Annotated in this window: 23 protein-coding genes and 1 pseudogene; 11 read left to right on the top strand and 13 right to left on the bottom strand. The window is 65.7% G+C overall.

The genetic code is table 11. From position 1 onward, the window contains the following. Window positions 1-2: 2 nt before the first annotated feature. Both ABQE93_RS22105 and ABQE93_RS22100 read right to left on the bottom strand, forming a co-directional pair. Window positions 3-326: a hypothetical protein gene (locus ABQE93_RS22105; protein ID WP_448410580.1), complete on the bottom strand. Its 324-nt coding sequence runs from the start codon at window positions 324-326 to the stop codon at window positions 3-5. Beyond that, on the bottom strand, window positions 323-1,609 hold the full coding sequence (locus tag ABQE93_RS22100; RefSeq protein WP_448410581.1) for an aromatic ring-hydroxylating oxygenase subunit alpha: 1,287 nt from the start codon (window positions 1,607-1,609) through the stop codon (window positions 323-325). The genes ABQE93_RS22105 and ABQE93_RS22100 overlap by 4 nt, the downstream gene beginning before the upstream one ends. Before the next feature lie 701 nt (window positions 1,610-2,310). Here ABQE93_RS22100 and ABQE93_RS22095 point away from each other — a divergent pair. The 3 genes from ABQE93_RS22095 to ABQE93_RS22085 all read left to right on the top strand — a co-directional run bounded on the left by ABQE93_RS22095 (window position 2,311) and on the right by ABQE93_RS22085 (window position 5,732). Further along, window positions 2,311-3,642 carry a hypothetical protein gene (locus tag ABQE93_RS22095; protein WP_448410582.1) on the top strand — a complete coding sequence of 444 codons (1,332 nt, stop codon included), beginning with the start codon at window positions 2,311-2,313 and terminating at the stop codon, window positions 3,640-3,642. A gap of 109 nt (window positions 3,643-3,751) precedes the next feature. Continuing rightward, the gene (locus ABQE93_RS22090; protein WP_448410583.1) at window positions 3,752-4,669 is read left to right on the top strand and encodes a LysR family transcriptional regulator; all 918 of its coding nucleotides are present in this window, start codon (window positions 3,752-3,754) and stop codon (window positions 4,667-4,669) included. A gap of 55 nt (window positions 4,670-4,724) precedes the next feature. After that, window positions 4,725-5,732, top strand: a complete 1,008-nt coding sequence (locus ABQE93_RS22085; protein ID WP_448410584.1) for an NAD-dependent epimerase/dehydratase family protein — start codon at window positions 4,725-4,727, stop codon at window positions 5,730-5,732. Here the strand turns inward: ABQE93_RS22085 and ABQE93_RS22080 are convergent. After that, window positions 5,658-6,239: a TetR/AcrR family transcriptional regulator gene (locus tag ABQE93_RS22080; RefSeq protein WP_448410585.1), complete on the bottom strand. Its 582-nt coding sequence runs from the start codon at window positions 6,237-6,239 to the stop codon at window positions 5,658-5,660. The two genes, ABQE93_RS22085 and ABQE93_RS22080, sit on opposite strands and share 75 nt — an antisense overlap. 137 nt (window positions 6,240-6,376) lie before the next feature. Here ABQE93_RS22080 and ctaD point away from each other — a divergent pair, with 137 nt between their 5' ends. Next, complete coding sequence (gene ctaD / locus ABQE93_RS22075) at window positions 6,377-8,128, top strand: aa3-type cytochrome oxidase subunit I (RefSeq protein WP_448410586.1); 1,752 nt, start codon at window positions 6,377-6,379, stop codon at window positions 8,126-8,128. A 12-nt stretch (window positions 8,129-8,140) separates the two neighbouring features. On the opposite strand, the gene ABQE93_RS22070 is transcribed toward ctaD, so the two are convergent. The 4 genes from ABQE93_RS22070 to ABQE93_RS22055 form a co-directional block, all read right to left on the bottom strand. Next, window positions 8,141-8,626 (bottom strand): GreA/GreB family elongation factor, encoded by a 486-nt coding sequence (locus ABQE93_RS22070; RefSeq protein ID WP_448410587.1) that lies wholly within the window; start codon window positions 8,624-8,626, stop codon window positions 8,141-8,143. 109 nt (window positions 8,627-8,735) lie between these two features. Beyond that, complete coding sequence (locus ABQE93_RS22065; protein WP_448410668.1) at window positions 8,736-10,001, bottom strand: NAD(P)/FAD-dependent oxidoreductase; 1,266 nt, start codon at window positions 9,999-10,001, stop codon at window positions 8,736-8,738. Between the two features lie 164 nt (window positions 10,002-10,165). Beyond that, window positions 10,166-11,740, bottom strand: coding sequence for a PucR family transcriptional regulator (locus ABQE93_RS22060; protein ID WP_448410588.1), 1,575 nt, complete (start codon window positions 11,738-11,740; stop codon window positions 10,166-10,168). A gap of 99 nt (window positions 11,741-11,839) precedes the next feature. Then, window positions 11,840-13,600 (bottom strand): N-acyl-D-amino-acid deacylase family protein, encoded by a 1,761-nt coding sequence (locus ABQE93_RS22055; protein WP_448410589.1) that lies wholly within the window; start codon window positions 13,598-13,600, stop codon window positions 11,840-11,842. Between the two features lie 94 nt (window positions 13,601-13,694). On the opposite strand from ABQE93_RS22055, the gene ABQE93_RS22050 reads away from it, so the two are divergent. From ABQE93_RS22050 to ABQE93_RS22040, 3 genes are read left to right on the top strand one after another with little or no spacing between them, the layout of a single operon-like run. Next, window positions 13,695-15,050 (top strand): aromatic ring-hydroxylating oxygenase subunit alpha, encoded by a 1,356-nt coding sequence (locus ABQE93_RS22050; protein WP_448410590.1) that lies wholly within the window; start codon window positions 13,695-13,697, stop codon window positions 15,048-15,050. Beyond that, window positions 15,047-15,691 (top strand): TetR/AcrR family transcriptional regulator, encoded by a 645-nt coding sequence (locus tag ABQE93_RS22045; protein ID WP_448438077.1) that lies wholly within the window; start codon window positions 15,047-15,049, stop codon window positions 15,689-15,691. The genes ABQE93_RS22050 and ABQE93_RS22045 overlap by 4 nt, the downstream gene beginning before the upstream one ends. After that, the gene (locus ABQE93_RS22040; protein WP_448410591.1) at window positions 15,688-16,485 is read left to right on the top strand and encodes an SDR family NAD(P)-dependent oxidoreductase; all 798 of its coding nucleotides are present in this window, start codon (window positions 15,688-15,690) and stop codon (window positions 16,483-16,485) included. Before ABQE93_RS22045 ends, ABQE93_RS22040 begins: the two co-directional genes overlap by 4 nt. On the opposite strand, the gene ABQE93_RS22035 is transcribed toward ABQE93_RS22040, so the two are convergent. Continuing rightward, a complete protein-coding gene (locus tag ABQE93_RS22035; RefSeq protein ID WP_448410592.1) occupies window positions 16,482-16,913 on the bottom strand; it encodes a Zn-ribbon domain-containing OB-fold protein in 432 nt (143 codons plus the stop codon). The two genes, ABQE93_RS22040 and ABQE93_RS22035, sit on opposite strands and share 4 nt — an antisense overlap. Before the next feature lie 69 nt (window positions 16,914-16,982). On the opposite strand from ABQE93_RS22035, the gene ABQE93_RS22030 reads away from it, so the two are divergent. After that, entirely contained in the window at window positions 16,983-18,176 is a 1,194-nt protein-coding gene (locus tag ABQE93_RS22030; protein ID WP_448410593.1) for a thiolase family protein, read from the top strand. 4 nt (window positions 18,177-18,180) lie between these two features. On the opposite strand, the gene ABQE93_RS22025 is transcribed toward ABQE93_RS22030, so the two are convergent. The 3 genes from ABQE93_RS22025 to ABQE93_RS22015 all read right to left on the bottom strand — a co-directional run bounded on the left by ABQE93_RS22025 (window position 18,181) and on the right by ABQE93_RS22015 (window position 21,536). Further along, window positions 18,181-19,362 (bottom strand): metallophosphoesterase, encoded by a 1,182-nt coding sequence (locus ABQE93_RS22025; RefSeq protein WP_448410594.1) that lies wholly within the window; start codon window positions 19,360-19,362, stop codon window positions 18,181-18,183. Between the two features lie 23 nt (window positions 19,363-19,385). Next, window positions 19,386-20,237: an SDR family oxidoreductase gene (locus tag ABQE93_RS22020; protein WP_448410595.1), complete on the bottom strand. Its 852-nt coding sequence runs from the start codon at window positions 20,235-20,237 to the stop codon at window positions 19,386-19,388. A 96-nt stretch (window positions 20,238-20,333) separates the two neighbouring features. Next, window positions 20,334-21,536 carry an amidohydrolase gene (locus ABQE93_RS22015; RefSeq protein ID WP_448410596.1) on the bottom strand — a complete coding sequence of 401 codons (1,203 nt, stop codon included), beginning with the start codon at window positions 21,534-21,536 and terminating at the stop codon, window positions 20,334-20,336. Between the two features lie 294 nt (window positions 21,537-21,830). Here ABQE93_RS22015 and ABQE93_RS22010 point away from each other — a divergent pair, with 294 nt between their 5' ends. Then, window positions 21,831-22,385 carry a hypothetical protein gene (locus tag ABQE93_RS22010; protein ID WP_448410597.1) on the top strand — a complete coding sequence of 185 codons (555 nt, stop codon included), beginning with the start codon at window positions 21,831-21,833 and terminating at the stop codon, window positions 22,383-22,385. Between the two features lie 125 nt (window positions 22,386-22,510). Here the strand turns inward: ABQE93_RS22010 and ABQE93_RS22005 are convergent. After that, window positions 22,511-22,663, bottom strand: a pseudogene (locus ABQE93_RS22005) ((2Fe-2S)-binding protein); the annotation flags it as partial. A 203-nt stretch (window positions 22,664-22,866) separates the two neighbouring features. On the opposite strand from ABQE93_RS22005, the gene ABQE93_RS22000 reads away from it, so the two are divergent. Continuing rightward, a complete protein-coding gene (locus ABQE93_RS22000) occupies window positions 22,867-24,645 on the top strand; it encodes a serine/threonine-protein kinase (protein ID WP_448410598.1) in 1,779 nt (592 codons plus the stop codon). Window positions 24,646-25,059: 414 nt separating this feature from the next. Here the strand turns inward: ABQE93_RS22000 and ABQE93_RS21995 are convergent, their stop codons facing one another. Further along, window positions 25,060-25,401 carry a MerR family transcriptional regulator gene (locus tag ABQE93_RS21995; protein ID WP_448410670.1) on the bottom strand — a complete coding sequence of 114 codons (342 nt, stop codon included), beginning with the start codon at window positions 25,399-25,401 and terminating at the stop codon, window positions 25,060-25,062. Window positions 25,402-25,660: 259 nt separating this feature from the next. Here ABQE93_RS21995 and ABQE93_RS21990 point away from each other — a divergent pair, with 259 nt between their 5' ends. Beyond that, a complete protein-coding gene (locus ABQE93_RS21990) occupies window positions 25,661-26,308 on the top strand; it encodes a PAS and ANTAR domain-containing protein (protein WP_448410671.1) in 648 nt (215 codons plus the stop codon). Window positions 26,309-26,439: the final 131 nt, after the last annotated feature.

Here is a 26,439-nt window from a genome sequence, read left to right as displayed (position 1 = left end):
GATCAACTCACCCTCGTGAGAATTGTGGTGGCGGAATGCTTTACCCGCGGCTGCTTCCACAGCTCCACCGCCAGCGAGACCGTGATCAGCGAGTAGAGCAGGTTGCGCAAGTTGGCGACATCGTCGGGCAGCGGTTCGGCGTAGTCGAACTTGTCGATGTAGGCGACCGCTTCCTCGGCACAGGGAAACACCTGATCGTAAAAGGCCTGGATCTCTTCCATGGAGCTGTGCACGCGCTTGACGTAGCGGGCATGCCCATCCTCGATCGCCCACTCGGACACTAGGTGCTCAAGCTGTGAGAACTCCGGTGGCAGAGCCGTATTCATCGGTGGTCGACCTTCGCTTTCTCCCCGGCCTCGACGTAGTCGGCGACCGTCTTGTGGAAGTGCCGTAGCAGGATCTCCTCGTCGTTGAACGTGAAATGGGTCAGCGCGCCGCTGTTGAGCATGGCCTGCAGGCCTTCGGACGGGCTGGCGTCTTCAAGGATGATGTCGTTGAGAAACGTCACGGTCAGTTCCTGGCCGAGCCGTTCCTTATGGGTTTTCGGCGGTTGGTAGTACATCTCGGTTTCGAAGAGGTGCGAATGCGGTCCGGTGGGCCAGTGGGTGTGCACAGTGAAACCCGACGCGCCGAAGATCAACACGAAGTTGGGGAAGAACTGAAACGAGTCGAACCCGTACTTCTCCGAGCGGGTGGGGTTCATGCCGGTTGGCATCGGGCCTCTGCCGGTGCGCTTGTTCCACGGCCCAGCCGCGCTGGCTTCGAACACACACTCAATCGGCTTGGAGTACGGCGTCTTCTGGGAGGGCTCACCGGCGAACGAGAACATCCGGTGCGGCCCCTTCAGCTGATAGGCCAGGGCGTCGGTGAACGGATTCGGTTGGTCAAGCGCCTCTTTGGCCTCGGCGGTCAACGTGCCGAACGACGATGCGTGCAGATACGGACCGTGGTAACTCTCCGCGAAGCCGTCGAGGAAGATCTTCCAGTTGCACTGCAACTCGGCTGTGAACTTGTAGACCTGGTGCGGACCTTCGAACGGATAGCCTTCGATGCCGTGCGCCAACTCCCCGAGGAAGTCGCGCAGCGGCTCGGTGTTGTGCGGGTTGAGGTTGATGAAGATGAACCCCTCCCAGACTTCACACTGCACGGCGGGCACCCGGCAGCTATCGGCGTCGAAGTCCAGGAGCAGGTCCTTGCGCGTCGCCGAGTGCAGTGACCCGTCCAGCTTGTAGCGCCAGCCGTGAAATCGGCAGTACAGCAACGGCGCTCGGCCTTCGACTTCTTTGAAAGGGTCGTCTTCCCACAGCATCTTGTTGCCTCGGTGGGGGCAGATGTTGTGGAAGGCGCGGATCACCCCGTCCTTGCCGCGCACGACGATGATCGAGGTGTTGAGGAACCTCAGTTCGCGCGTGAAGTAGCTACCCGACTTCGGCACTCGTTCAACCCGGCCGACATAGAGCCAGGTCTTCCTGAAGATGTGCTCGCGCTCCCTGTCGTAGAACTCTTCGGAGACGCAGTCTTCGAGCGACACCGGACCGCGTCCGAGTTCGGGATACGCGTCCGTCCAATGTCCGCTCGCGGGTTTTGCCACCAGGCTGTCGTGACTCATCGGCCCTCCTCAAACGCCGACGCTAACGTCCGCGGTTCGTCGGAGATAGACGCAGAATCGCAACACCCTGTTTCATATTTGGAACGCGAATTACTGTGCGAATACCGTTCCTTTCGAGCGCTTTTCGGTATTGACGAACGCCCGACACCTTAATCGCAAGCCGCCGTTCGCCGAGGCAACAAGCGGGCGGCGACCGCGTCGAAGAATTTGCCCACGCTGGTTGCTGATGTGCGGTGGACATGGTGGGGATACCGCACCCTCGCTGGCGCAGGGTCGCCGGCCGAGGTGTTGGGATCGCCATTCAGCAACGCCTGACGGCAGGGGGGCACCACGCGAGTAACCGATGCACGTGTGGGACTCGACACGTGTTAGTACGTAGGCCCCCACGACGCATGACGGTGGGGTAAATTCTCGGTCGCCGAATATGTGAGTCCGCAACTACCCGGTCTGGGCAGCGGGTTAAGTGGCCGTTGGCGGTTGCACGCGCGGCTGCGGATCCCGGAGAAGACGTTTCTGCTTAGCTACACGAATCACTTGTGGATGAGGTTAGCCTAAGCTAATCTTCGGCTGCCATCTGGCAAATCAGACGCACTACAGGAGAAAACGTGCAACTCGCATATCAAGCTGACTCGCCGGCATACGGCTTCACGCCCCGACCCTCACGGTCGACTCGCCGCAGCACCAAGTTCATGGTTGCTGGCGTGGCGATGGCAAGTGCCGGTGTCATCGCCGCCAGCCCGGTGGCACCCACTCTCCCCGCGCTACCCGACATCCAGGCGCGCGCAGCACACGCAGTAGAGCTCGCGGCCGCCACCAACCCGCTCATCGTGTGGCAGCAGACCATCACCGAGACCATGGGCAGCCTGCAGAACCTGGGCGTGGGGATCTCCGAAGCAGTACCCGCGCTGCTGCAGGGGATCAGCAATCCAGAGATCTACCTGGAATTCGTCAACATCGTCGCGCTCAACACGCTCAACCCGGTTCCGCTGCTCACCGAGCTCGTCAACTTCCCCGCGAACTACGGCGGCGTGATCAATACGGCCTTCACCGACACCCTCGAGCGCATGACCACCACCGCAGCAATGTTGCCCGAGGTCGTGTTCAACACGCTGCGTTACCTGGCCGCCGGCCAGTTCGTCGAGGCGTTTGCCGAAGCGGACGTCTATTTCGTCCTCAACGTCCTGGGCGCGATGCGGCCGTTGATCCCGCTGTTCTCGATTCCCAGCGAGTTCGTTGCGAGCCTTCCGGGCGCCGAACGGCTACCCGCGCTGTTAGACGTCGTGTCGGAGTTCGCCATCACGAAGGCAGCGATCGCACCCTTCCTGACGGCAGTCGCCCAGACAGCCGAGATCTTCGATGCCACGCGGATCGCCTTGGCAGCCGGGGATGTACCGTCCGCGGTCGTCGAGCTGGTGAACCTGCCCGCCAAGGTATTCAACGCATTTGTCAACGGCTACACACCCGGCTTCGCGACCGGAGCATGGCCCGGCATCATCAACGGCGGCATCGTCGACTACCTGACGGTGACCCTGCCCAAGCAGATCGCAGACGCGCTGACCGGTCCGGTCGAGGCCGCGAACAGCATTGCTGCGCAAGGTGCGCCGACTGAGTTCAATCTCGACGCCGAGACTGTCACGGTGAATCTCGCTTCCCGCGAAGGCGTCTCGGGCACCACGAACAACGGTTCGGGTGACGGAACCGTGAGCGGTGCCGCCGAGAGCGACGACGTCATCGACGAAGAGGTCACCGACGACGATGTCACCGACGAACAGGTCACCGAGGACGACGTCACCGAAGACGGCGCCACCGAAGACGGCGCCACCGAAGACGACGCCACCGACGAAGACGCCACGGACGACGTCACCGACGAAGACGACGCCGCTGACGACGACGCCACGGACGACGACGCCACGGACGACGTCACCGACGAAGACGACGCCGCTGATGACGACAGCACCGGCGACGACGACTCCGACTCGGATAGCGACAGCTCGGGCTCCGACAGCAGCGCAGGCTCGGGCTCGGACAGCTAGCACGGACGACGCGGCGGCCCCCTCTTCCCCGAGGGGGCCGTCGCTCGTTCACGACAGATCCGGCGAATTCGGCGCAGAAGCGCAACACCCTGTTGCATATTTGCAACAGATGGAACAGAACCTGCCGTTCGACCTCGATGCCCTGCTGGTATTCGGCAAGGTGGTGGAGAGTAAAAGCCTTTCGAAGGCCGCCGCACTGCTCGGCATGCCCAAATCCACCGTCAGCCGCAAGCTGACCAAGCTCGAATCCGACCTCGGCATCAAGCTGCTGCGCAAGAACACCCACCAGATCACCGTCACCGACCTCGGCGAGCAGGTCTACGCGCACGCGGTGAAGATCTTGACCGAAGCCAACGGCGTACGTGCGCTGGTGGAGCGCAGCAAGCAGGAACCGCAGGGCGAACTACGCGTCGCGATACCGATTTTCGTCGGCACCGACTACGCGTCGCGGGTGGGCGCGATGTTCTTGCGGCGCCATCCCAACTCGCGGTTGGACATCCGCTTGGTGGACAACAACGTCGATCCGGTCCGGGACGGGTTCGACGTGGTGTTCGGCACCGGGCCACTGCAAGATTCGACGCTGATCGCGCGTAAGGTGTTCAGCCTCGAGTTGTTCCTCTGCGCCTCAGCGGAATTCGTCCGAGACGTCCGCACACAGATCTCCGAACCGGCGCACCTCAACGAACTGCCGTTCATCGACTTCGGCTTCTGCGGGCAACGCAAACTCGCCGTCACCAAGAACAAGCGTCGACACGAACTCACCCCGCCGGTGCGGGCGCGCGCCAACAACTTTCAGGTGTGCAAGCAGTACATCCTCGAGGGTCTCGGCATCGGCGCCATGCCGACCCAGATCATCTGCACCGATGAACTGCGCGACGGCACCATCGTGCCCGTTCTGCCGGAGTGGACCCCGCAACCGCTGGACGTGCACATGATCTACCCGTTCGAACTGTCCTTCTCCACGCTGATCAGCGCGTTCTACAAGGCGGCCTGCGAGATCATCGTCGAGAACACCGCACGTGCATAGGCCTCCCAGCGAGGCCGGCGCAATTCCGATGCCAGCGGTACCGTAATATTGCACGATGTTTATCAGCGTCACCGGCGGTACCGGATACGTCGGCGCGCACTGCGTACGCGCGCTTCTCGCCGACGGGCACAAAGTGCGTCTGCTCGTCGCCCCGAACGACGAAGGCGCACCTGTGCTGCAGCGGTTCGCCGACGTCGGCGACATCGAACTGTTGGCCGGTGACGTTCGGGACCGGCGCACCATCGACGCATTGCTCGACGGGTGCGATGCAGTACTGCACGGCGCGGGCGTGGTCGGCACCGACAGCCGTCGCAGCGCGCTGATGTGGGAGATCAACGCCTACGCCACCGAAGCGGTACTCACCCGCGCCGTCGACGCCGGCCTCGACCCGGTGGTGTCGATCAGCAGTTACAGCGCGCTGTTCCCGCCGCCCGACGGCGTCATCGGCCCGGACACCCCGACGAGTGCGGGACGCAGCGACTACGCGCAGACCAAGGGCTACGCCGACCGCGTCGCCCGACGACTCCAGGACCAGGGCGCACCCGTCGTGGTCACCTATCCCTCGAGCGTGGTCGGCCCGGCGTTCCACACCGCGCCCGGCGTCACCGAACGCGGTTGGGCACCGATCGCGCGGTTCGGTGTCGCGCCCAGGTTGCGTGGCGGCATGCAGATGATCGACGTTCGCGACGTCGCCGACGTGCACGCGGCGATCATGACGCCGGGTCGGGGACCTCGCCGCTACGTGTGCGGCGGCACCCTCGTCCCGTTCAACGACATGATCGCCGCACTCGAGCGGGGCGCCGGCCGGCGATTCACCCGAATCCCATTGACCCCTGGAATGTTTCGTTCGGGCAGCAGGATCGCCGAGGCGATGTCGACGATCGTTCCCATGGGTGACGGTCTGAGCTACGAGGCTGCGCTGCTGCTGACCGCGGCGACCCCGACAGACGACTCGGCCACGATCCGCGACTTCGGCCTGACCTGGCGTTCACCCGTTGAGGCCATCGTCGCGTCGTTCTCCCGACACCGCGTCGGCGAGGATGCCGGAAATGCGGGCGTGTAACTCGTCGGTGTCGTCCTCGACGGCGACGGTGGTGAGAAAGAGAGCTGCCCCGGCGGCCATCGCCATCACCGCACGAGCATCGCGTTCGTCGTCCTGACCGTCGGCGAAGAGAGCGACAGCCGGTCCGCTGAACGTCTCCCACAACTGCCTGCGAAAATCGTCGTTCTGCGACATCGCCAGCATCAGGCCCGGCACCGCAGCCCGCACCTCGGGACGGGTAAACAGCTCACGGCTCCCGCGCACCACCCAGTCGACCCAACCGAGCCGGTCGGTGCCGGCGAAGGGCGCCAGATCCGGTGTCGCGCCCAGGATCGCGTGCAGCACCAACTCCGCCTTCGACGACCAGCGGCGGTTCAGACTCGATCGGCTGACCCCGGTACGCGCGGCGATCTGTCGCAGGCTCAGGTCGTCCCAGCCGATTTCCACGAGCAATTCGCGGGTGACGGTGAAGACCCGCTGCTCGATCGACGCGTCGCGCGGACGTCCCGCTGATCTGGCACCGGCCACGTCCGCAATTGAACCCCACCAGCGCAGGGCGAAGCCGACGCGCGCCCCGACATTTCGCTAATAGGCTGTTGGCCCTGTCGGGTACTCACTAGCATGACAAGAGCGACTCTTCGCACATTTTCGTTGAAGGAGGTCCTTTGACCGCCGAAGCGCCCGCAGTTGGCGAACTGAAGACCCGTCGGCCGTTTCCTGAGCGGATGGGCCCAAGAGGCAACCTGATCTACAACCTGATCACGACCACTGATCACAAGCTGATCGGCATCATGTACGTGGTCACGTGCTTTGCCTTCTTCTTCATCGGCGGGCTGATGGCGCTGCTGATGCGGGCCGAACTCACGGCCACCGGACTGCAGTTTCTGTCCAACGAGCAGTACAACCAGCTGTTCACCATGCACGGCACGGTGATGTTGCTGTTCTATGCGACCCCCGTCGTGTTCGGCTTCGCCAACCTGGTGCTGCCGCTGCAGATCGGCGCGCCCGATGTGGCTTTCCCGCGACTCAACGCCTTCTCGTTCTGGCTGTTCCTGTTCGGCGGTCTGATCACCCTTTCGGGGTTCATCACCCCGGGCGGGGCCGCGGACTTCGGCTGGACCGGCTACGTGCCGTTGAGCAGCGCCATCCACTCCCCTGGCGCGGGCGGTGACCTGTGGATCTTCGGCCTCGGTGTGGCCGGTCTCGGCACCATCCTGGGCGCAGTCAACATGATCACCACCGTCGTGTGCATGCGCGCCCCCGGGATGACGATGTTCCGGATGCCAATCTTCACCTGGAACATCATGGTCACGTCGATCCTGGTGCTGCTGGTCTTCCCGATTCTGACCGCTGCGCTGTTCGCCCTGGCCTACGACCGCCACCTCGGCGCCCACGTCTACGACCCCGCGAACGGCGGTGTGCTGCTGTGGCAGCACTTGTTCTGGTATTTCGGGCACCCAGAGGTCTATATCGTGGCGCTACCGTTCTTCGGCATCGTCACCGAAATTGTGCCCGTCTTTGCCCGCAAACCGGTCTTCGCCTACACCACGTTCGTCTACGCGACGATCGGTATCGCGGCGTTGTCAATGGTGGTGTGGGCGCACCACATGTTCGCCACCGGCGCCGTGTTGTTGCCGTTCTTCGCGTTCACCACGTATCTGATCGCGGTGCCGACGGGCATCAAGTTCGTGAACTGGATCGGCACGATGTGGCGAGGCCAGCTGACCTTTGAGACGCCGATGCTGTTCTCGATCGGCTTCCTGCTGACCTTCGTGCTCGGTGGCGTCACGGGCGTGATCCTGGCCAGCCCGCCGATGGACTTCCACGTTCACGACTCGTATTTCGTGGTCGCGCACTTCCACTACGTGCTGTTCGGCACCATCGTGTTCGCCACGTATGCCGGCATCTACTTCTGGTTCCCGAAGATGACCGGGCGAATGCTCGACGAGCGGCTGGGCAAGCTGCACTTCTGGCTGACGTTCATCGGCTTCCACACCACGTTCCTGGTGCAGCACTGGCTCGGCGACGAGGGCATGCCGCGGCGCTACGCCGACTACCTGCCCACCGACGGCTTCCACACGCTCAACGTCGTGTCGTCGATCGGCGCGTTCATCCTGGGCATCTCGGTGCTGCCGTTCACCTGGAACGTGTTCAAGAGCTGGCGCTACGGCGAACCGGTTCTCGTCGACGATCCGTGGGGTTACGGCAACTCGCTGGAGTGGGCGACCTCCTGCCCGCCGCCGCGGCACAACTTCACCGAACTGCCGCGCATCCGCTCCGAGCGGCCCGCCTTCGAACTGCACTACCCGCACATGATCGCGCGAATGCGCGCCGAATCCCACGTCGGCAGACACACCGACACCGAGGATTCAGCGGAGAGCGTCAACGCACGCCCCGAAGCCGACCGCAGCAGCTGACCGTCTCGTCGACTACGTCGCGTCGGCCTTCACGTCCTCCGCGGCGTGCATCCCGTACGGGACCGCCTTGAGCAAGGTCACGGTGGCCGTGTTCCCGCTGGGCAAGGTGTAGGTGCGCTGCTCACCCGGGCGGGCGCCGACAATCGCCGATCCCAGCGGCGACTGCACCGAATAGACCTCGATTTCGGCGTGCTCGGCGCCGCGCACACCAAGCAGGAACGTCTCGGTGTCTTCGTCGTCGTCGAAACGCACCGTCACGACCATCCCCGGTTCGGCGATCCCGTCATTGGGCGGGTCCTCGCCGACGACGGCGTTGACCAGCAGATCGTGGATCTGCTGAATCCGGGCCCGGCGGGCACGCTGGATCGCGGCGGTGTTCTCGTTGCTGCCTTCCTCGTCGTCGGCGACCTCATCGGTGAGTTGCTGCAACGTGGCCAGCTCCTCCCGGAGCCGCTCGTGCGCCTTCGGGGTGAGCCAAAACGTTTGGGAAGATGTCATTTTCGTCCTTTCAACCGTGGTGTGAGAAGAGATGGGATGTCGTCAGATCGGAGTGAGTCCGTGACGACGTAACCGCCCGTAGCGGGCGAAAGTCGCCGGGCTGCGCCGGCTACCTGCCGGTTCGGCGCAGCGGATTGAACTCCCGCAGGACTTCGGGTTGTTTGCCGGTGGTGATGTGTTCGGCGAGCAACCGACCGGTGATCGGCCCGTGCGCCAAACCCCACATCCCGTGGCCGCCTGCGACATACACGCCGCGCGACACCTCACCGATGAGCGGTCGGCCGTCGGGCGCTACCGGCCGTGGTCCCACCCAGACATCACTGCGCTCTGCCCATCGCACACCGTCGAGCAGCGGGCTCGCCGATGCAACGATCGCATCGACGCGTTCGTCGACCACCCCGTCGTTGGGATCACGGAACTCCATGGTGCCCGAGACCCGCAGTGCGCCTTGGTAAGGGGTACATGCCACCCTCGCATCCGGCAGGTAGATCGGGCCGACCACCGGACGGTCGACCGGCACGGTGAACGAGTAACCACGCCCGGCCTGCACGGGCACCCGCAGCTGGGCACCCACCAGATGTGACAGCCAAGCGCCCGTGGCGATCACGGCCGCGTCCGCGGTGAGCACGTCGCCGCCGGCAGTGGACACCTTCACCGCGGCCGCCGAACTGTCAACGTCAACAACATCGTTCGTCACGATCGACGCGCCCCGCTCGACGACGGCGCGCCCCAGCGCGTGGACGAAGCGGCCGGGATCGACGAAACGCTGATGGTTGATGCTCAGCCCCGCGGTGACCACCGGGGATACCAGCGGCACCTGCTCGCGCAGCGCCTCCCCCGACAGCCCGGTGACGTGCAGTTCCTGCCCGGCCTTTTCGAGCTCACGCATTTCGGCAAGCATGTGCTCGGCGGCGCGGGTGCTGCGGAACACCGCGGTGATCGGCGCATCGGTCACCGGCGCGTCGACCCCGTTGGCCACCAGCACGTCGAACGCTTCGATGGCTTCCTCGTTCAGCGGAACATTCGCCCGTACCGCGCGCCGCCAGGTCGACTTACGACAGCTTTTCGCGAACTGCATCAGGAACGCCATCAGCGCGCGGTCGGCGGTGAATGGAATGTGCAGCGGCGCAGTCTTGTCCAGCAACGACCGCAATCCGAATCGCAGCACCCCGGGCGAGTTCAGCGGCAGTGTCAACGCAGGAGAAACCCATCCCGCGTTGCCCCAAGAGGCGCCCGCAGCGACACCGCTGCGGTCCACGACCGTGACCTCGACCCCGCGCTCCTGGAGGAACCACGCGGTCGACAGCCCGACGATGCCCGCACCGACGACGATCGCCGATCGGGGCCCGCCGTCTAACCGGTCGCCGCCGCCCATCATTACCTCCACAGCTGAAAATCCGCTCGTACCTTCCATGATGGCCGCCAGCCGCGACCAGGCCATTGCCCGGAACCGACAACGCTGCACCGCCAGGTTGTGGCGATCCAACAACTTCGGCGCCGAGTTTGCTCAGCACGGCAAAAGCGGGGTCGGGACCGTCTTTACTCGTTGCCGCGCGGTTCGGGTTCGCCACCGGCGTGCTCATGGGGCCGATGGGTGTCGGTGGCCGCGAGTTCGATCATCATCGCCAGCCGCTTACCGGCGTCGTCGAGTTGCAGATCGGTGATCTCACCCATCTTGCGCAGTCGGTACCGCACGGTGTTCTCGTGCACCCCGAGTCGACGGCCGGCCTCGGCAGGATCGCCGAGGGCTTCCAACCAGGCGCGCAACGTCGCCACATAGCCGGTGGCGTGCGCCTCGTCGTGCCTGCGCAGTTCGGCCACCGGGCCCCGGTCGGGTGAACGTCCGGCCAGGGCCGCCGTGCGAAGCCGTTGCAGCAGGATCTCGTCCCACGATTCGTCGTAGGCCGGCGGCGCCGAGTCGACCGAGCAGGTCTGGTGTAGCGCCAGGCACTCGTCGGCCTCTTGGCGGGCCGCGGGCAACTCCGTGAGGTACGCGGGCTTGCTGATCCCGGCCGAGAGCGTGACCGGGTCGGGCAACGCCGCGCGTAGACCGGCGACCCAGCGCCGGGCCGCCTCGACGTCCTCGCCGGGCAGGATGGTGTAGACGGTGTTACCCGCCAACGCACTGCGGCCAGGGCGTGACCAACCGAACCCGGTGGTGGCGCGGTCGAATGCCAACAGCAGCGCGGCATCTCGTTCTGCGCCGTTGACCGCCTGGACCGCGATGACGCGCAACGGGCCGGAGGAGAAGCCCAATCTGCTGACCGATGATGTGGTGTCGGCGCTGCCCTCGAGCAGCCGTATCACCAGATCGGATTCGACCTGCCGTTCGAGGTCTGCGCTGGCGCGCGACCGCAGCAGATGCAGCGCCACCGTGCGGGTGCCGTCGACCAGCGCCGCGCGCGCCTGACCTTTCAGCGGCACGGGGCACGCGACCCAGACCGAGCCGAGAAGTTCGCGCCCGGAGCGCACCGCCACCACCATGCGGCCGGTGACACCGTGCTCGGGGTGCTCACCGATGTACAACGGTTCGTCGGAGGCCGCCAGATGCTGGTAAACCCCGTGGGCCCTGAAGAATTCCTTCAGCCGTTCCGGTGCTTGGCGGTCCATGATCGTGGCTGTGCGCGCGGGGTCGGCGTTCTGCTGATTTCTGGAGTAGGCCAACACCCGCAACAGCTGGTCCTCGATGACCACGGCCCCGCCGGTGGCATCCGCAAGGCTGTCGGCCAGTGCGAACAAATCTGTTGGGCCACGCCCTGATTCGGTTTCTCGGCCCTCCAGCACCAGGCCGTAGACCACTGCGGCCAGCTCGCTCCACGACACGCTCGGATCGACCACCATGACCGCGACACCTTCGGCCATCCCGGAGAACGTGGCCTCGTCATCGCCGCTGCGCAGCAGGACGACCACCGCGCGAGCCGAAACAGCCCATCGCACAGCTTCTTTCACTGATCGGGCGCCGATGGCCAGCAGCACGTCACCGATGACGGTGCGGCCGCCGGCCACCTCGTGCATCACGACACTGCCCAGTTCTGTGGACCGCGGCACCGGGCAGAAGCGCAAGCGAACCCCGTAGCTGCCCAGCACGTTCACCAGCCGGTCTAGCGTGACCACACGTTCTCCTTAGGCCCAGCCGGTCACGTCGGCTCGGCGAGTCGCCTGTCGGTGACGTAGAGCCTACTGTCCGTTGTGCCGTAGCCGCACCGAGAACGCTCAGCGGGCGCCGCGCACCAACCGGCCGGGCCGGGCACCGGTGTCGACGCCGTCGCGCCGGGTCACCGCACCGTTGACGATCGTCGCGCGGTAGCCGGACGCGCCCTGCACCAGACGGTTGCCGCCTGCGGGCAGGTCGTAGGCCATCCGAGGGGCGTGCAGCGTCAACGTGTTCATGTCGATCACGTTGATGTCGGCCTTCTTGCCGACGGCGATCGTGCCCCGGTCCGACAGCCCGAACAGCTGCGCGGTGTCGTGAGCCTGCTTGCGGATCACGTATTCCAGCGGCAGTTGCTTGCCGCGGTGGCGGTCGCGGGCCCAGTGCGTCAACAGGAACGTGGGATAGGACGCGTCGCAAATCATGCTGCAGTGCGCGCCGCCGTCCGACAGCCCCAGAACGCCTGCGGGATGGGTGAGCATCTCGCGGATCGCATCGTGATTGCCGTCGGCGTAGTTGTACAGCGGCAGCAAAAGCATTGCAGCCGCGTCGGATTCGAGCATCAGGTCGTACATGGTCGCCAGTGGGTCCTCGCCGCGTTCGCGCGCGATGGCGGTGACCGTGCGGTCAGCCGTGGGTTCGTAGTCGGGCGGCTCACCGAGGGCGTAGAGCCGGTCCGCCGAATGCTGCGCGAACGCGAACATCCCGTCGAAAAGCACGTTCGGGTCGGCGGGCAGATCGTCCTCGGCCAGGATCGCCGCCTTGACGGCGGGATCGGCGAGCCGGACGGCCAGCTCTTCGCGACCGTATTCGGCCTTCAGCCGCCGATAGGTCGGCCGGTGGGTGAACGCGTGATGGCCGGGAAAGCCCAGCAGCATCCCGAACGGGCGCGCGGCGATCTGCGGGTACAGCCGGCTGCCCGCGTCGTGGGCGGCCGCGCTGATCTCGAGCTGTTCGCGCCACAGGTTGGGGTCGGCGTCGACCTGGATCAGCGCGAAGCTCAGGGCGCAGTCGATTTCGGCGCCCAGCCGGCGCATCCAGTCGAGCTCCTTTTTGGGCGCGACGATGTCTTCGCCCGCCGCTCCCTGCGGCGCGAGCTCGAACACTGAGGCACCGCCCGCGGCCATCGCCCGTCCGAGCGCGAACAGTTCGTCTTCGGCGGCGAAGGTGCCGGGCACGGGTTCGCCGTCCATCGCACGGTGCGCGAGCGTGCGTGAAGACGAGAAGCCAAGCGCGCCCGCCTCCGCCGCCTCCTGCACGAGCCGGCTCATCGTCGCGATGTCCTCCGGAGTGGCGGGCTCGTTGCGCGCACCGCGCTCCCCCATCGCATACGCGCGGACGGTCCCGTGGGCGATCTGGCTGCCGACGTCCACCGCCAGTTCGCGTTCGCCGATCACGTCGAGGTACTCGGCATAGCTCTCCCAGCCCCAGCTGATGCCTTCGGACAGCGCGGCACCCGGAATGTCTTCGACGCCCTCCATCAGCTCGATGAGCCATTCCTCGCGCCCGGGCCGCACCGGCGCGAAACCGACACCACAGTTGCCCATCACGACCGTCGTCACGCCGTGATTGCTGGAGGGTTCGAGCAGATCGTCCCAACTGACCTGACCGTCGTAATGGGTGTGGATGTCGACGAAGCCGGGCGCGACGATGTCTCCGGTCGCATCGAACGTTTCGCGCGCGTCACCTTCCAGCGGCGGGTCGTGCGGGCCGCGGCGGCGCACTTCGACGATCTTGCCGTCCTTGACGCCGATGTCGGCCTGGAATCGGTCCGCACCGGTTCCGTCGACGACCGTTCCGCCAGTGATTTTGAGATCGAACACGATTCACTCCTCGGGTGCCCTACCGGCCGCTACAGTGGCAATGTAACACCGTTACAGGCCGATGTCGTCGACTTCAGACAGGCAGGACGCTTCCATGACGACCCAGACCGAGCGCACCGGAGATCCCGCCGGTCCCGCACCCCGTAACCGGGGCGACGATGCGATCGGCGCGCCGCCGCAGCGCCCCACCCTGGTACCGGCCGAGCGGTACTACTCGGCGGCGTTCGCAGCGCGCGAAGTCCAGCGGTTGTGGCCGAAGGTGTGGCAGGTGGCCTGTTCCGTCGACCACGTGGCCGAACCCGGCGACTACTTCGAATACCGGTGCGGACCGTACTCGGTGCTGATCGTGCGCGGCGACGACGGCGAACTTCGCGCGTTTCAAAACGTATGCCGCCATCGCGGCAACACGCTGTGCGTCGGAACGGGTTCGGGGCTCAACGAATTGAAATGCGGCTACCACGGCTGGACATGGGATCTGTCCGGAGCGCTCAAACGGGTACCGAACCGCAAAGGCTTCGGCGCGCTGCGGATGTCGGAACTGCCCTTGCACGCCGCCGCCGTCGACGTCTGGGAGCGCATCGTCTTCGTCAACCTCGACGTCGATGCGGTGCCCCTTCTCGAGTACCTGGAACAAGTACCGTCAGACATCGCGTGGAACACGCTGAGCGACTTCCGTTGCTATGCAACGCTGACCATCGAAGTGGATGCGAACTGGAAGACCATCGCCGACGGGTACAGCGAGACGTACCACATCCAGACACTGCATCCAGAGCTTCGCTTGTGCATGGACGACGTCCATGCCCCGCAGGTGATCTGGGGCCACACGGGCAAGTCCGAACAGCTGTACGGCGTGCAGAGCCCACACATCAAAGAAACCCTTTCCAGCCGCGAAGTGTGGGATGCCTACGTCTGCACGCAGGGCGCGTTGATGGGTGTCGAGGAGGGCACCCCGCTGCCCGACGGCCGCCCAATGCCCGGCGAGTCGGTGGCCGAGGTGATCGCCGAGCGTACCAGGGCGTTCGCCGCGCAGCGCGGTGTCGAATTAAGTTGGGCGAGCACCGATCAGCTGATGCGGCTGCACCAGTACAACATTTTTCCGAACATGACGCTGCTGACCAACGCCGACCACCTGACGGTCATGTCTTCGCTTCCGGGCACCGACCCGGACCACGGTGAGCTGGTGATGATGCTGTGGACGCGGATGCCACCGGGTTCACCCCGACTGAAACCCGCCGACGTCCGGATGACGGCCGACGAAGCCCATCCCGGGGTGGTGCTGACCCAGGACATCACCGTGCTGCCCGGAATTCAGCGCGGTCTGCACCAGCCCGGGTTCAGCCACCTGACCCTGTCCAACGAGGAGCGCCGCGTGATCAACATGCACCGCAACCTCGAACGTTATCTGGACCTTCCAGAACCGGATCGCATCACCGGGGGTGAGACACCCTGACCGGCGCTAAGGCCGGCGGCGGACGCGGCCAGGACAACGTCAGCGCCGAGGCGATTCTGGAGACGGCGGCGCGTCTCATCGAGCTCGACGGCGTGGACGCGTTGACGATGCGCCGCCTGGCCGAGGAGCTCGGGGTCGCGGTCACGTCGATCTACTGGCATGTCGGAGGACGAGACAAGCTGCTGGACAGCCTCGTTGGCCGATTGCTCAGCCAGATGGCTCAGCTGCCCGTCGAAGGCGCCACACCCGTTGACCGCATCGCGTCGTTGGCGCGCGCACAGCGGCGCGCCCTGATCGAGCGGCAGCATCTGCTTGCGGTCGCCCACGAACGCGACCGCACCCCGCAGTTGTTCCTGCCGATCCAGCAGACCCTTGCCGTCGAGTTGGCCGGGCTGGACGTGACCGGAACCGACGCCGCGTTGTTCCTTCGCGCCGTGCAGGTGCACGTCATCTCCTCGGCGGTAATGCAATTCACCGCTGTGCGCGGCGCCAAGCACGACGAAGAGGATCCGACGCTGTGGGGTGACGATTGGCCCGACCGCGAACTGGTGGCCGCGCTTCGGTCACCCACCGACTATGACGCGGTGTTCGAGTACGGGCTGTCTGCACTGCTGGCGCCGTTGCGGAAGGGAGAGGGATGATCAGGTTCGACGCCAAAGGCGTACTCGTCACCGGTGCGGCATCGGGCATCGGAAAAGCCACCGTCGAGCGACTGCTCGCCGAGCAGGCCACCGTGGTGGGCATCGATTCAGCGCCCGACACAACGCATTCCGGCGCTGATAGGTTCACCTACCGCCCAGCCGACGTGCTCGACGCCGAGGCGGTCGCCGCGGCGGTGGCGGCCGTCGTCGCTGCGGTGGGTCGACTCGACGGCGTGGTGCACTGCGCCGGCGTCGCCGGCGGCGGCCCGATTCACCTGCTGCCCGACGAAGAGTGGGACCGGGTACTCGACGTCAACCTCAAGGGCACATTCGTCGTGCTTCGCGCCGCCCTGAGCCAGATGATGCAACAGAGCCGGATGGGAGGCGAGCGCGGCGCCGTCGTCACCCTGGCAAGTATCGAAGGCCTGGAGGGCACCGCAGGCGGCAGCGCGTACAACGCCTCAAAGGGCGGCGTCAACCTGCTCACCAAGAACGCAGCGATCGACTACGGCCCGAGCGGAATTCGAGTCAACGCGATCTGCCCGGGCTTCATCGAGACGCCCATGTTCGACGCGGTCCTCGGTATGCCCGGGATGGAGACACCGCGCGAGGCGCTGCGCCACGAGCACAAGCTACGCCGGTTCGGCCGCGCCGAGGAAGTCGCCGCCGTTGCGGCGTTCCTGTTGTCGCCGGACGCGAGTTTCGTCAGCGGGCAGACCATCGCGGTGGACGGCGGCTACACGGCCGGACGCGACCACCATGTCACCGAGCTGATGGGCCTGGCAGAGAACTAGCGGGGCGCGAACACCGGAACGAAGACGGCGTCGTCGCCGACGTCGTGGCGTTCGAAGCGCACCTCGACAGGTAGGCCGACACGCACCGAAGCCGGGTCGCAGTCCACGATATTGGTCGCGATGCGCAGATCGGCCTGTTCGACGAGTTCGACGATCGCCACCACGTACGGCACCGGCACTGCGGGGTTGAACGGTTGCTGGTTGACGGTGTAGCTGAACACCGTTGCCTGGCCCGACACCGGTTGCGCGACGAGCGTGCCGCCGGACTCGGGGCAGTCCGATGCCGGAGGATGCACCCACATCGCGCATCCAGTGCACCGGGCGATGAGCAGCTGCCCGTCGGCTCCGCCGGTCCAGAAGGCCCGATTGTGTTCGGTCAGCGCGGGCAGAATGCGCGCGGGAACGGCGGGGGCGGCGTCGTCGGACATGACAAGCAAAGTACATTCCGGACAACGGTCGTTACAAAAATGGAGCCGGATGAAACGGATGGTCACCCGATGAGCCACTTCGAGAAGGACGCGATCATCAGCGGTCTGGGCATCTCACGGGTCGGGCGGCGCACCGGCATACCGGGGCTGGATCTGACCATGGAAGCCGCCCGGGGTGCCGTCGAGGATGCGGGCGTGACCACCAACGACATCGACGGCATCGCTTCGCTCGGCGATGTGCCGTTGGCCGACGTGAACACCGCTCTCAAGATCGACGTACCCAACTACACATCCGGATTCGACACCGGCGGTCTCCTCACCCCGGTGATGTCAGCCTGCCGCGCGGTCGCCGAGAAGCGGGCCCGCCATGTGCTCGTTTATCGCACGGTTCAGATGCTGGGCGGCACGATGACCCAGTCACCGCCGTCGTCGGAACCCAACCCTCTGGCCAACCCGCCCGAAGCGCCACGCACGCCCGGAACACGTAGGCAGCTCAAGCCATTCGAGGACATCGACGAGCTGCTGGCCGCACACGCCTACTCGGCGGCCAACTGGTTGGCGATGCACTGCCGGCGGCACATGGATCTCTACGGGACGACCAAGGAACAGCTGGGCTGGTTGGCGGTCAACAGCAGGCGCAACGCCGCACTCAACCCCCGTGCGGCCTACCGCGAGCCGATGACGATGAACGACTATCTGGCGGCCCGTTCCGTGTCGACACCGTTCGGGTTGTTCGACTGTGACGTGCCGGTCGACGGGTCGATCGCGGTGGTGGTCTCACACGCTGATTACGCGCCCGACTGCCCGAATCCTGCTGTCGCAGTGGAAGCTGTCGGCGGCTCATACGGTCTGGGCGGCTGGTTTCACCGCGACGACTTCCCGAAGATGGCCTCGGTCGACGCGGCGGCCGAGATGTGGTCGCGCACCGAGCTCACCCCGGCAGACGTCGACGTGGCCGAACTCTACGACGGCTTCACGTTTCTCACGCTCGCGTGGCTGGAGGCGCTGGGGTTCTGCGCCGACGGCGAAGGGGGTCCGTTCGTGCAGGGGGCGGCCCGCATCGCGCTCGACGGTGAGCTGCCGCTGAATACGTACGGCGGCCAGCTGTCTGCAGGGCGGATGCACGGCTACTGGCTGTTACACGAAGCCTGCCTGCAGTTGCGCGGTCAAGCCGGTGAACGCCAGCTGTCTCGACGGCCCGAGGTGGCCGTCGCGGCTGCGGGAGGCGGGCCGATCGCGGGTTGCATGCTGCTGACCTGTTGAGCGCTCACGTTTCGCCGGACTGAAGCGTGAGCACGGTGATGTCCGGCGGCGCACCGATGCGCACGGGCGGGCCCCAGAACCCGGCACCCTTCGTGACGTAAAGCTGGGTGTCGCCAACGGTGGACAGCCCGGCGAGGGCCGGTTGTTCGGCACGTACGACGTAGTGGAAGGGCCACATCTGGCCGCCGTGGGTGTGCCCGGACAGCTGCAGGTCCACCCCGCGTGTGGCCGCCTCGCTCACCAGAACCGGTTGGTGGGCAAGCAGAATCGTGGGCCCCGACGCATCGATCCCTTCCAATGCCCGGTCCAAATCGGGCGGGTCGGACCGTTGGCCGCCGGCGATGTCGTTGATGCCGACCAGGTCGAAGGCTGCCCCGGCGCGCCGGATCACGGTGTTCTCGTTGCGCAGCACCTGGACGTCGAGCCGCTCGAGTTCGCGCAGCCAGGACTCGGGGTCGGCGACATAGTATTCGTGGTTGCCGGTCACGAAGAACGTGCCCTCCCGGGACGTCAACTCGCGCAAGGGCGCTGCGGCCGGACCGAGTTCCTCAACGGTTCCGTCCACCAGATCGCCGACGATCGCCACCAGGTCGGCGTCGGCCCCGTTGATCATCTCGACGATGCGCTCGGTATGTGCGCGCCCGGCCAACGGGCCCAGATGGATGTCGGATACCACCGCGATCCGAAACCCGTTGAACGCCGGATCGAGTCGGCGCAACCGCATCGGCGCCTGCAGCAGATCCGGTGGGCCCAGCGCGGAGGAGGCGCCGACACCGACCACGCCGACCGACACCGCCCCGGCGGCCACGGCAGTCGCCCGCGCCAAAAACAGCCGTCGGTCCATCGGCGGTGGTGTCGGCGACGCGTCCCCGTTCTGCTCCGTCCGCGCGCTGCGTTTCACCCAGCCGCGCAACATCAGCCGGACAGGTTCGGTGACCAGCAATATCAGAAAGAGATACGCCAACAGGCCGAACCAGAAGTAGCCGGGCCAGGCATACCAGCCCGCGTCGGCGAGCCCGAAAACCCGCGGCAGCACCAGCGTCGCCAACAACAGTGCCCCCAGCGCGACGAGCACGGCCGTGAGGATCCTCCGGGTGCGCCCCGGCGCGGTGGTGTCCTTGACCAGCCGCTTCCACAGGTACAGGTGCATCAGTGCCAGCACCGCACCGAGAACGACGATGAACATTCACACCCCCGTCGCCGATGACGTCAACGCCGGCTCCCTCGCCAGAACTGCAGCCCGTACCGCGCCAACCGCCGTGTCGGCACCCGCGTCGGCCAGTCATCGGAGCGAAAGTAGGCGTCTGAACCACCGTCGACGAACACCACACTGCCGCAGAGGAAATCAGCCGCGTCCGACAGCATGAAAACCATCCACTGGGCGAGTTGCTCCGGGCTGCCGAAACCTCCGACCGGGACCGGGAACGCCTTGACGGTCGCGGATTCCCGAGGAGTCGCCAACTGCTTCTCCAGCAAGGGCGTCAGGATCGCGCCGGGTGCCAGCGCATTCAACCTGATACCCGCGCCGGCCCATTGGGGCTGTACGGCAGTGCGACGCAGCCACCGCGAGACGGCGATCTTGGAACCGCCGTAGGCCAACGACGGTGCGGCCGAACGAAACAGCCGAAGTGCCCGTACGGCACGGTCCACGTCGCCGTCGAGCAGGGCACGCACAGTGCGCTTGGGCACCATGGGCATGGTGGTCGTCGAGTTACTGGCTACCACAACCACTTTGGCTTTGCCGGATGCGGCCAGCGCCGGCCGCCATGCGTCGAGCAGTTCGGTCACGCCGAAGTAGTTGACCGACAGGATCAACGGGACGTTCTGCGCCCCCGGTAACGGGCCGACTCCGGCAGCCAGGATGGCGCCGTCGAGTCGGCCGTCCACCCGGTCGAGCACGGCGGCGGCGGCGTCGGAACGACCTCCCGGGGTGGCGAGATCGGCCACCACATCGGCGTCACGCTGGTCGACGCCGATCACCGTATGACCCTCGGCCCGCAACTGTTCGGCAGCCGCGTGCCCCATACCCGAGGCCGATCCCGTCACCGCATAGACGCCCATTGGCCACTCCTGACAAGGTCGGTCCCCCGGCGCAGCCCAGCGCGCGCCCTCAGCACAACATAGTCGTGGTGGTCCGTGCGCCCGTCCGACGGCATCTCAGCCGAGGTAGGCGAGGCTGGCAACGACGGCGGCTTCGGTGCCGGTGCGCAGGGTCGGCTGTATCGCGGGCGCGAACTGCGGGTTGTGGTTTCCCACCACGTTCATCCCCGGCAGGAAACCACCGAAACCCCAAAACGTATATGGCACACCGAACGCCACCGGGATACGGCTGAAGTCCTCAGACGCCGGAACCGGCTCCAATACGTGTACCCGGTCTTCCCCGAAGGCCCGGGTGAACGCCGTGGTCACCGCATCGGTGACAGCCGGATCGTTCGACGTCAGCGGAAAGGTCGCGACGGACTCGAACGTCGGCTCCTGCGGTGAGCCCGACGCCTCACATTCGGCGCGGACGATCCGGTCGATGGCGGCGAGGATCGTGTCACGCACCGCGCTGTCGTAGGTGCGCACGTTGAGCAGCAATTCGGCCCGGTCCGCGATGACGTTGGGTGAGTCACCCACCTTCACCGAGCCCACGGTGACGACACCGAATACCCCCGGCGCGACTTCCCGCGACATGATGCCCTGCAGCCGCAACACGATGCTCGAGGCCAACACCGCGGGATCGACCCCGAGGTGGGGCATCGAACCGTGTGTGCCCGTCCCGAAGACCGTCACCTTGAGGCTGTCACCGGCCGACAGCACAGGCCCGTTCCTGGTGGCCACATGGCCGGCCTCCGGCTTCGTCAGCACATGCTGGCTCAAGCAGACCCCGGGCTTATCTGCCGCCAGCTTGTCGACCAGGCCGTCGTCGACCATCGCCTGCGCGCCCTTGGCGGTTTCCTCGCCGGGCTGAAACAGCGCGAGGTAGGTTCCCGACCACTCAGCTTTATTGCGGGTCAGCAGCGCCGCCGCGCCGAGGCCGCACGCAACGTGCGCATCGTGGCCGCAGGCGTGCATCTTGCCCTCCTCGGTGGAGGCGTACTCCAAGCCGGTGGCCTCGGTGACCGGCAGCGCGTCCATGTCGGCGCGAAACAGCACGCGGCGGCCGTCGCCGTTGCGAACGATGCCGACAACGCCCCCGCCGATCTGCAGGATTTCGTCGACGCCGATCTCTTCGAGTTTGCGCGTCACCTTCGCGGCGGTGCGCGCTTCCTCACCCCACACATCGGGGTGGCGGTGGAGATCCTTGTAGAACTCCTCCTGCCAAACCTGCACCTCGTCGATGCCGTTCGTCGCGAGGACATCATCTGCCGTGGACATCTCGGTGCCTTTCGACCAGGGTGGCCGCTGTCGCCGACCTTCGCCATCTGGTACCCACTGTGGTTCGGTGAGTATCAGGCCGCGCCATCAAGAAGTCCACGAGTTGCGTTGATGTACAGACGGGTTCGCCCGATCGCGCCGACTTCTCAGAGACGGTCAACTAGGTTTCCATATGTGGAACCGCCCCACAGGTACGTACGGAACGCATCCGATTCCGTCGTGCACCATGAGGACTACCTCGACAGCCGCGACGACCATGCGCTCTGCGGGTTTGTGTTCGACGGTTCCACCAGGTTGGACCAGGCAGCGCAGCCGACTGCGGTATGCCCCGACTGCGAGGCGAAGCTCGTCGAGTATCACCTCGTGTGGTGGCGCAACACCGCCCTGGCAGCCCTCGCGGAAATCGACGAACTGCGGGCCAGCGCCGGCAGCGCGCCACCGGCATCACGACCTGTAAAACAACCGAAGCCGCGGGCGCCGACGGCTGCGCGCGCCGATTCGCAGCCGGAATCGCTCCTTGACCACGCCCGCCAGGAGCTGCTGGAACTGTGTCAGCAGTTCGACGACGATGTCCCCTACCGGCAGGTGAAGAACACCATGCAGGCGTTCAGTGACCAGCTGAGTCCCGACGACCGAACCGTGCTGGCACAGCAAATCGGCAACGACGGCTCGCTACTGCGTTGGAGCGCAACAGAAGTGCAGAGGCTCGGCTGGTCGGTATCGGATAACCCGTTGGCGGAGACCCCGGAAGAAATCATGTGGGAGGACTGGACCCGGTCGCACCAGACGCCGAAACCGAGCCGATGGCGCCTGACCCGGCCGCGGTCCCGGACCCGCGACGGCAGTTGACGTCGCTGAGGCTAGCTGCCCGTCGCCGCGCAGGCGGGCTCGCTACACGGGGTTGGTCCCATCGCGCACCGATGGGTGCCGAACGACGATCCGCCGCGTGCGTGGCCGCCCGATTGACCGTTGACGCTTGCGATGATCGCGCGGAGGTTGCGCCGGCACCGCCCGCAGTCCGCTCCGGCCCCGCACGCGGCCGTGACCTGGTTCGAGGTGAGCGCCCCTTTGGCTACCGCGTCAGCGACCAACTCGCTGGTAGCGCCTGTGCAAAGACAAACGAACAACTAAGACACCTCGATGGTCGGACCGCGTCAAGCAAGCTAAGTCTCACCTAACTTTCTGTGAGCTTATTAGGCAAGCCTAAGCATGGCAAGACCTACGGTCGACCGTTTTGTATCGGTCCGGTCCTCATCTCTGGCGCCGGCCGAAAATGCCTTGTCACCGGCGGAGTTCACGGCCCAACTGTGCCGGTTTGTAGGCTTTCGGCATGCCGTTGAACCACGGTGAGATCTTCGCGGGCTACGTCATTCAGCGGTTGCTCGGTACTGGCGGAATGGGCGAGGTGTACCTCGCCCAGCACCCGCGACTGCCTCGTCATGACGCGCTGAAGATCTTGTCGGCCTCTTCGGCGACTGACGAGGAGTTCCGGGCGAGGTTTATCCGCGAGGCAGAGTTGGCCGCGACACTGTGGCACCCGCATATCGTCGGCGTTCTCGACCGGGGTGAGTTCGACGGCCGCCTGTGGATCTCGATGGATTACGTGGACGGCACCGACGCCGGGCGGTTGATCCGGGAGCGTTATTCGCGCGGTATGCCGGAACAAGAGGTGGCAGAGATCGTGACGGCGGTGGCCGATGCGCTCGACTTCGGTCATGAGCGCCGCCTGCTGCACCGTGACATCAAGCCGGAGAACATCCTGGTCACCGCGCCCGACGGCCAGCGTCGCAGGGTGCTGCTGACCGACTTCGGGATCGCTCGCAGAATCGACGAGTCCAGCAACCTGACCAAAGACAACGTCGCGATGGGAACGATCAACTACGTGGCTCCCGAGCAACTTCTCGGCAAGCCGCTCGACGGGCGCGCGGACCAATATGCGCTGGCGGCCACGGCCTTTCACCTCCTGACCGGCAAGCCACCGTTTGAAGATTCCAACCCCGCCGTGGTGATCAGCCACCAACTCAACACGCCACCACCACGCCTCTCGGATCATCGACCCGAACTCGCCCGCCTGGACGCGGTGCTGATGAAGGCGCTGGCCAAAGACCCCACCCAGCGATACCGAAACTGTCTCGACTTCGCTCGGGCCCTCGCAGCGCCCGGGACGCAGCCGCATTCGGGCGCGACGCCGTCGGGTCACGTGTCCACACAGCGGCTTGAGCGGCTGGTGGTGCACGGCACCGCGCGCGGCGTGGCGCAAAACGTTGTCGACGCCCAACATGACGTCGGGGTGCTGTCATTCCACGTAGTGCCCCACAACCCGATCGACAACCGGGGTGCTCCGGTTCCGGTCGAGATCCAGACGCAACTGGTCGCGGGGCAACTGGCAGAAGGCGATGAGGTCGAGGTCGGCGGTGTCTGGGACGGCGACACGCTGGACGCCGACACGATCGTCAACGTGTCGGCCGGCGCCCGGCCCAAGAGACGATCGTCGCCGCCCCGAAAGGAGCCGCGGCGCGACGCGCCGCCGAGGCAGCATAAAAAGCGCAATCGCTCAGGCCTGTTCATCGCGCTCGGCGCGCTGATCGGCGTGATCGTGTTGGTCGCGGCCTCGGTGGCCTACGTGACCGAGGGGTTCGGCCTGTGGGCTGGCCCGGGACCGATGGTCAAGCCCGTGAGCGCGACGGTGTTCTCCCCCGCCGGCGCCCCGGACAATCCACAGGATGCCGATCTGGCGATCGACGGCAACCCGGACACGGCATGGTCCACCGTCACCTACAGGGACGCCGTCCCTTTCCCGAACTTCATCGAAGGCATGGGCGTGATGCTGCACCTGCCCGAGCCGACCGAGCTCGGCGTCGTCACGGTCGACGTGTCCAGTACGGGGACTGAGGTGCAGATCCGCTCGTCGCCCACCGAAGACCCCGCCGAGCTGTCGGATACCACCGAGCTGACGCCGACCACACCGCTGCAGCCCGGGCACAACCGCATCGAGGTGGACAACCAGACCAAGACGTCCAACGTGCTGGTCTGGATATCCACGTTGGGTACGACCAACGACCAGAGCCGCACGGAGATTTCGGAGATCACGCTTCAGGCGGCCGGTTAGGGCCAATCCGCTCGGGATGCGGCGGCCCGCTAACACTTGACCGTCGGTTTGGTCACGACCGGCTGTTATCACGACGCCAGTGGTTTGATCGAGCGACTGGTTCGCGAACGACGCGTAGAGGTACGACTTGACTGTGCTCGGAGCAGCAGCCCTTGCCCTTGTTCTCATCACGGTTGCCGCCACCGGAGCGATATGCGGCTTTATCGCGGCGTTTGCAGTGCTGCGGAACAGCAGACGCGGCCGCGGGTTCTTTCTGCTCGGCGTCGTCACCGGGTGGGCGGCGGCCAAGGTGCCGCGGGCCCGGTCCGCCCGGCCGGGTGCGCTCGGCGCCGTCACGGGGGGTCTCGTCGTACTGCACAAAGTGCGTCGGCACCGCGGCACCATCGTCGAACTGTGGCGCGAACTGGTGGCGACTTACCTACGGAGTTTTTCGTTGCGCAACGCGTCGTTGTCACTCTCCAGGGTGACGTTGCGTTCGCCGAGGGCGGCGTTGCGGTCTTCCAGGGAGAGGATGCGGCCGATACCGGCGAGGTTGACCCCGTCGTCGACGAGTTCTTTGATCCGCTGAAGGCGAACGATGTCATCGGCGCTGTAGCGGCGGGTCCCCCCTGGACTGCGCGACGGCGTCAGAAGACCGTGGCGCTCATAGAGCCGCAATGATTGTTCGCTGATACCCGACAGTTCGGCAGCCACTGAGATTCCGTAGACCCCGCGGTCAGACGCGGGAGGTGCGGCGTTTACGAGCCCATCCGTCATTTCGTCGTCAACCACCGTGTGCGTAGCGTCCCAAGATCCCTTCAGAGATATGTACTGTAGCAAGAACAATATCTGCGGACGAGATTGCACAAAAACGTCGGTAGTGTTATATAAAATCTGTTCAGACAGCCACAGATTTTTTACTCGCGTTGAAACGCAGCGACGGGGAGGAAGTCAGGTGTTGCATCGGAGCGACGACACCCATATCGGCGACATCGGACCCGGGGCCGCGACCGCGGTGACTTCCGCGCCCAACGCGATGACCGGTTCGCGCGACGGCGATTCGGAGACGACCCACGAAGCCGTCGAGCTTGCGGTTGGCACCGGCGAACCCCAGCGTGTAGGCAGCTTCCGCTTTTACACCGCCGAGCAACGGTGGGAATGGTCGGACAACATCGAGCGGATGCATGGCTACGAGCCGGGCACCGTGACGCCCACGACAGACCTGCTACTGCGGCACAAGCATCCAGAGGACCGGCAGCAGGTCGCTGAAGTTCTGGAAAGGGTCGCGAACGGGGAGCCGTTCAGCAGCCGGCACCGCATCGTCGACACCGCTGGACGCACCCACTGGGTCATCGTCGTCGGGGATCGCATGGTCGACGAGTCGGGCAACGTCGTCGGCACCACCGGCTTCTACGTCGACTACACCGAGACCATGCAATCCGACATCTCCGCGGCACTGTCCAAGATGGCCGAAGGCCGCGCCGTGATCGAGCAGGCCAAGGGCTTGCTCATGGCCGCGTACGGCATCAGCGCAGACCGGGCCTTCGACATCCTGGTCTGGCGCTCGCAGGAGACGAACGTCAAAGTCCGAGAGTTGGCCCGCCGCTTCGTTGCGGAGATGGCCGGCGGCCTGCCGGACGATACGCGCGCACGCGTCGACCACGCTCTGCTGACCATCTCCTGACGCGTCTCCGCAGTCTCGATGAGTGAGACTTGCGCTTGCCCGTCGTCGGCGGCGAGTTCACCGTGAGCTATCCGTACCACCCATGAACAGGAGGCTCTGTGAACGGTACCGAACCCGACGCACTCGCGAGT

This window comes from Mycolicibacterium sp. XJ662, assembly GCF_053484035.1.
This window is presented reverse-complemented; position numbering and strand designations above follow the sequence as displayed.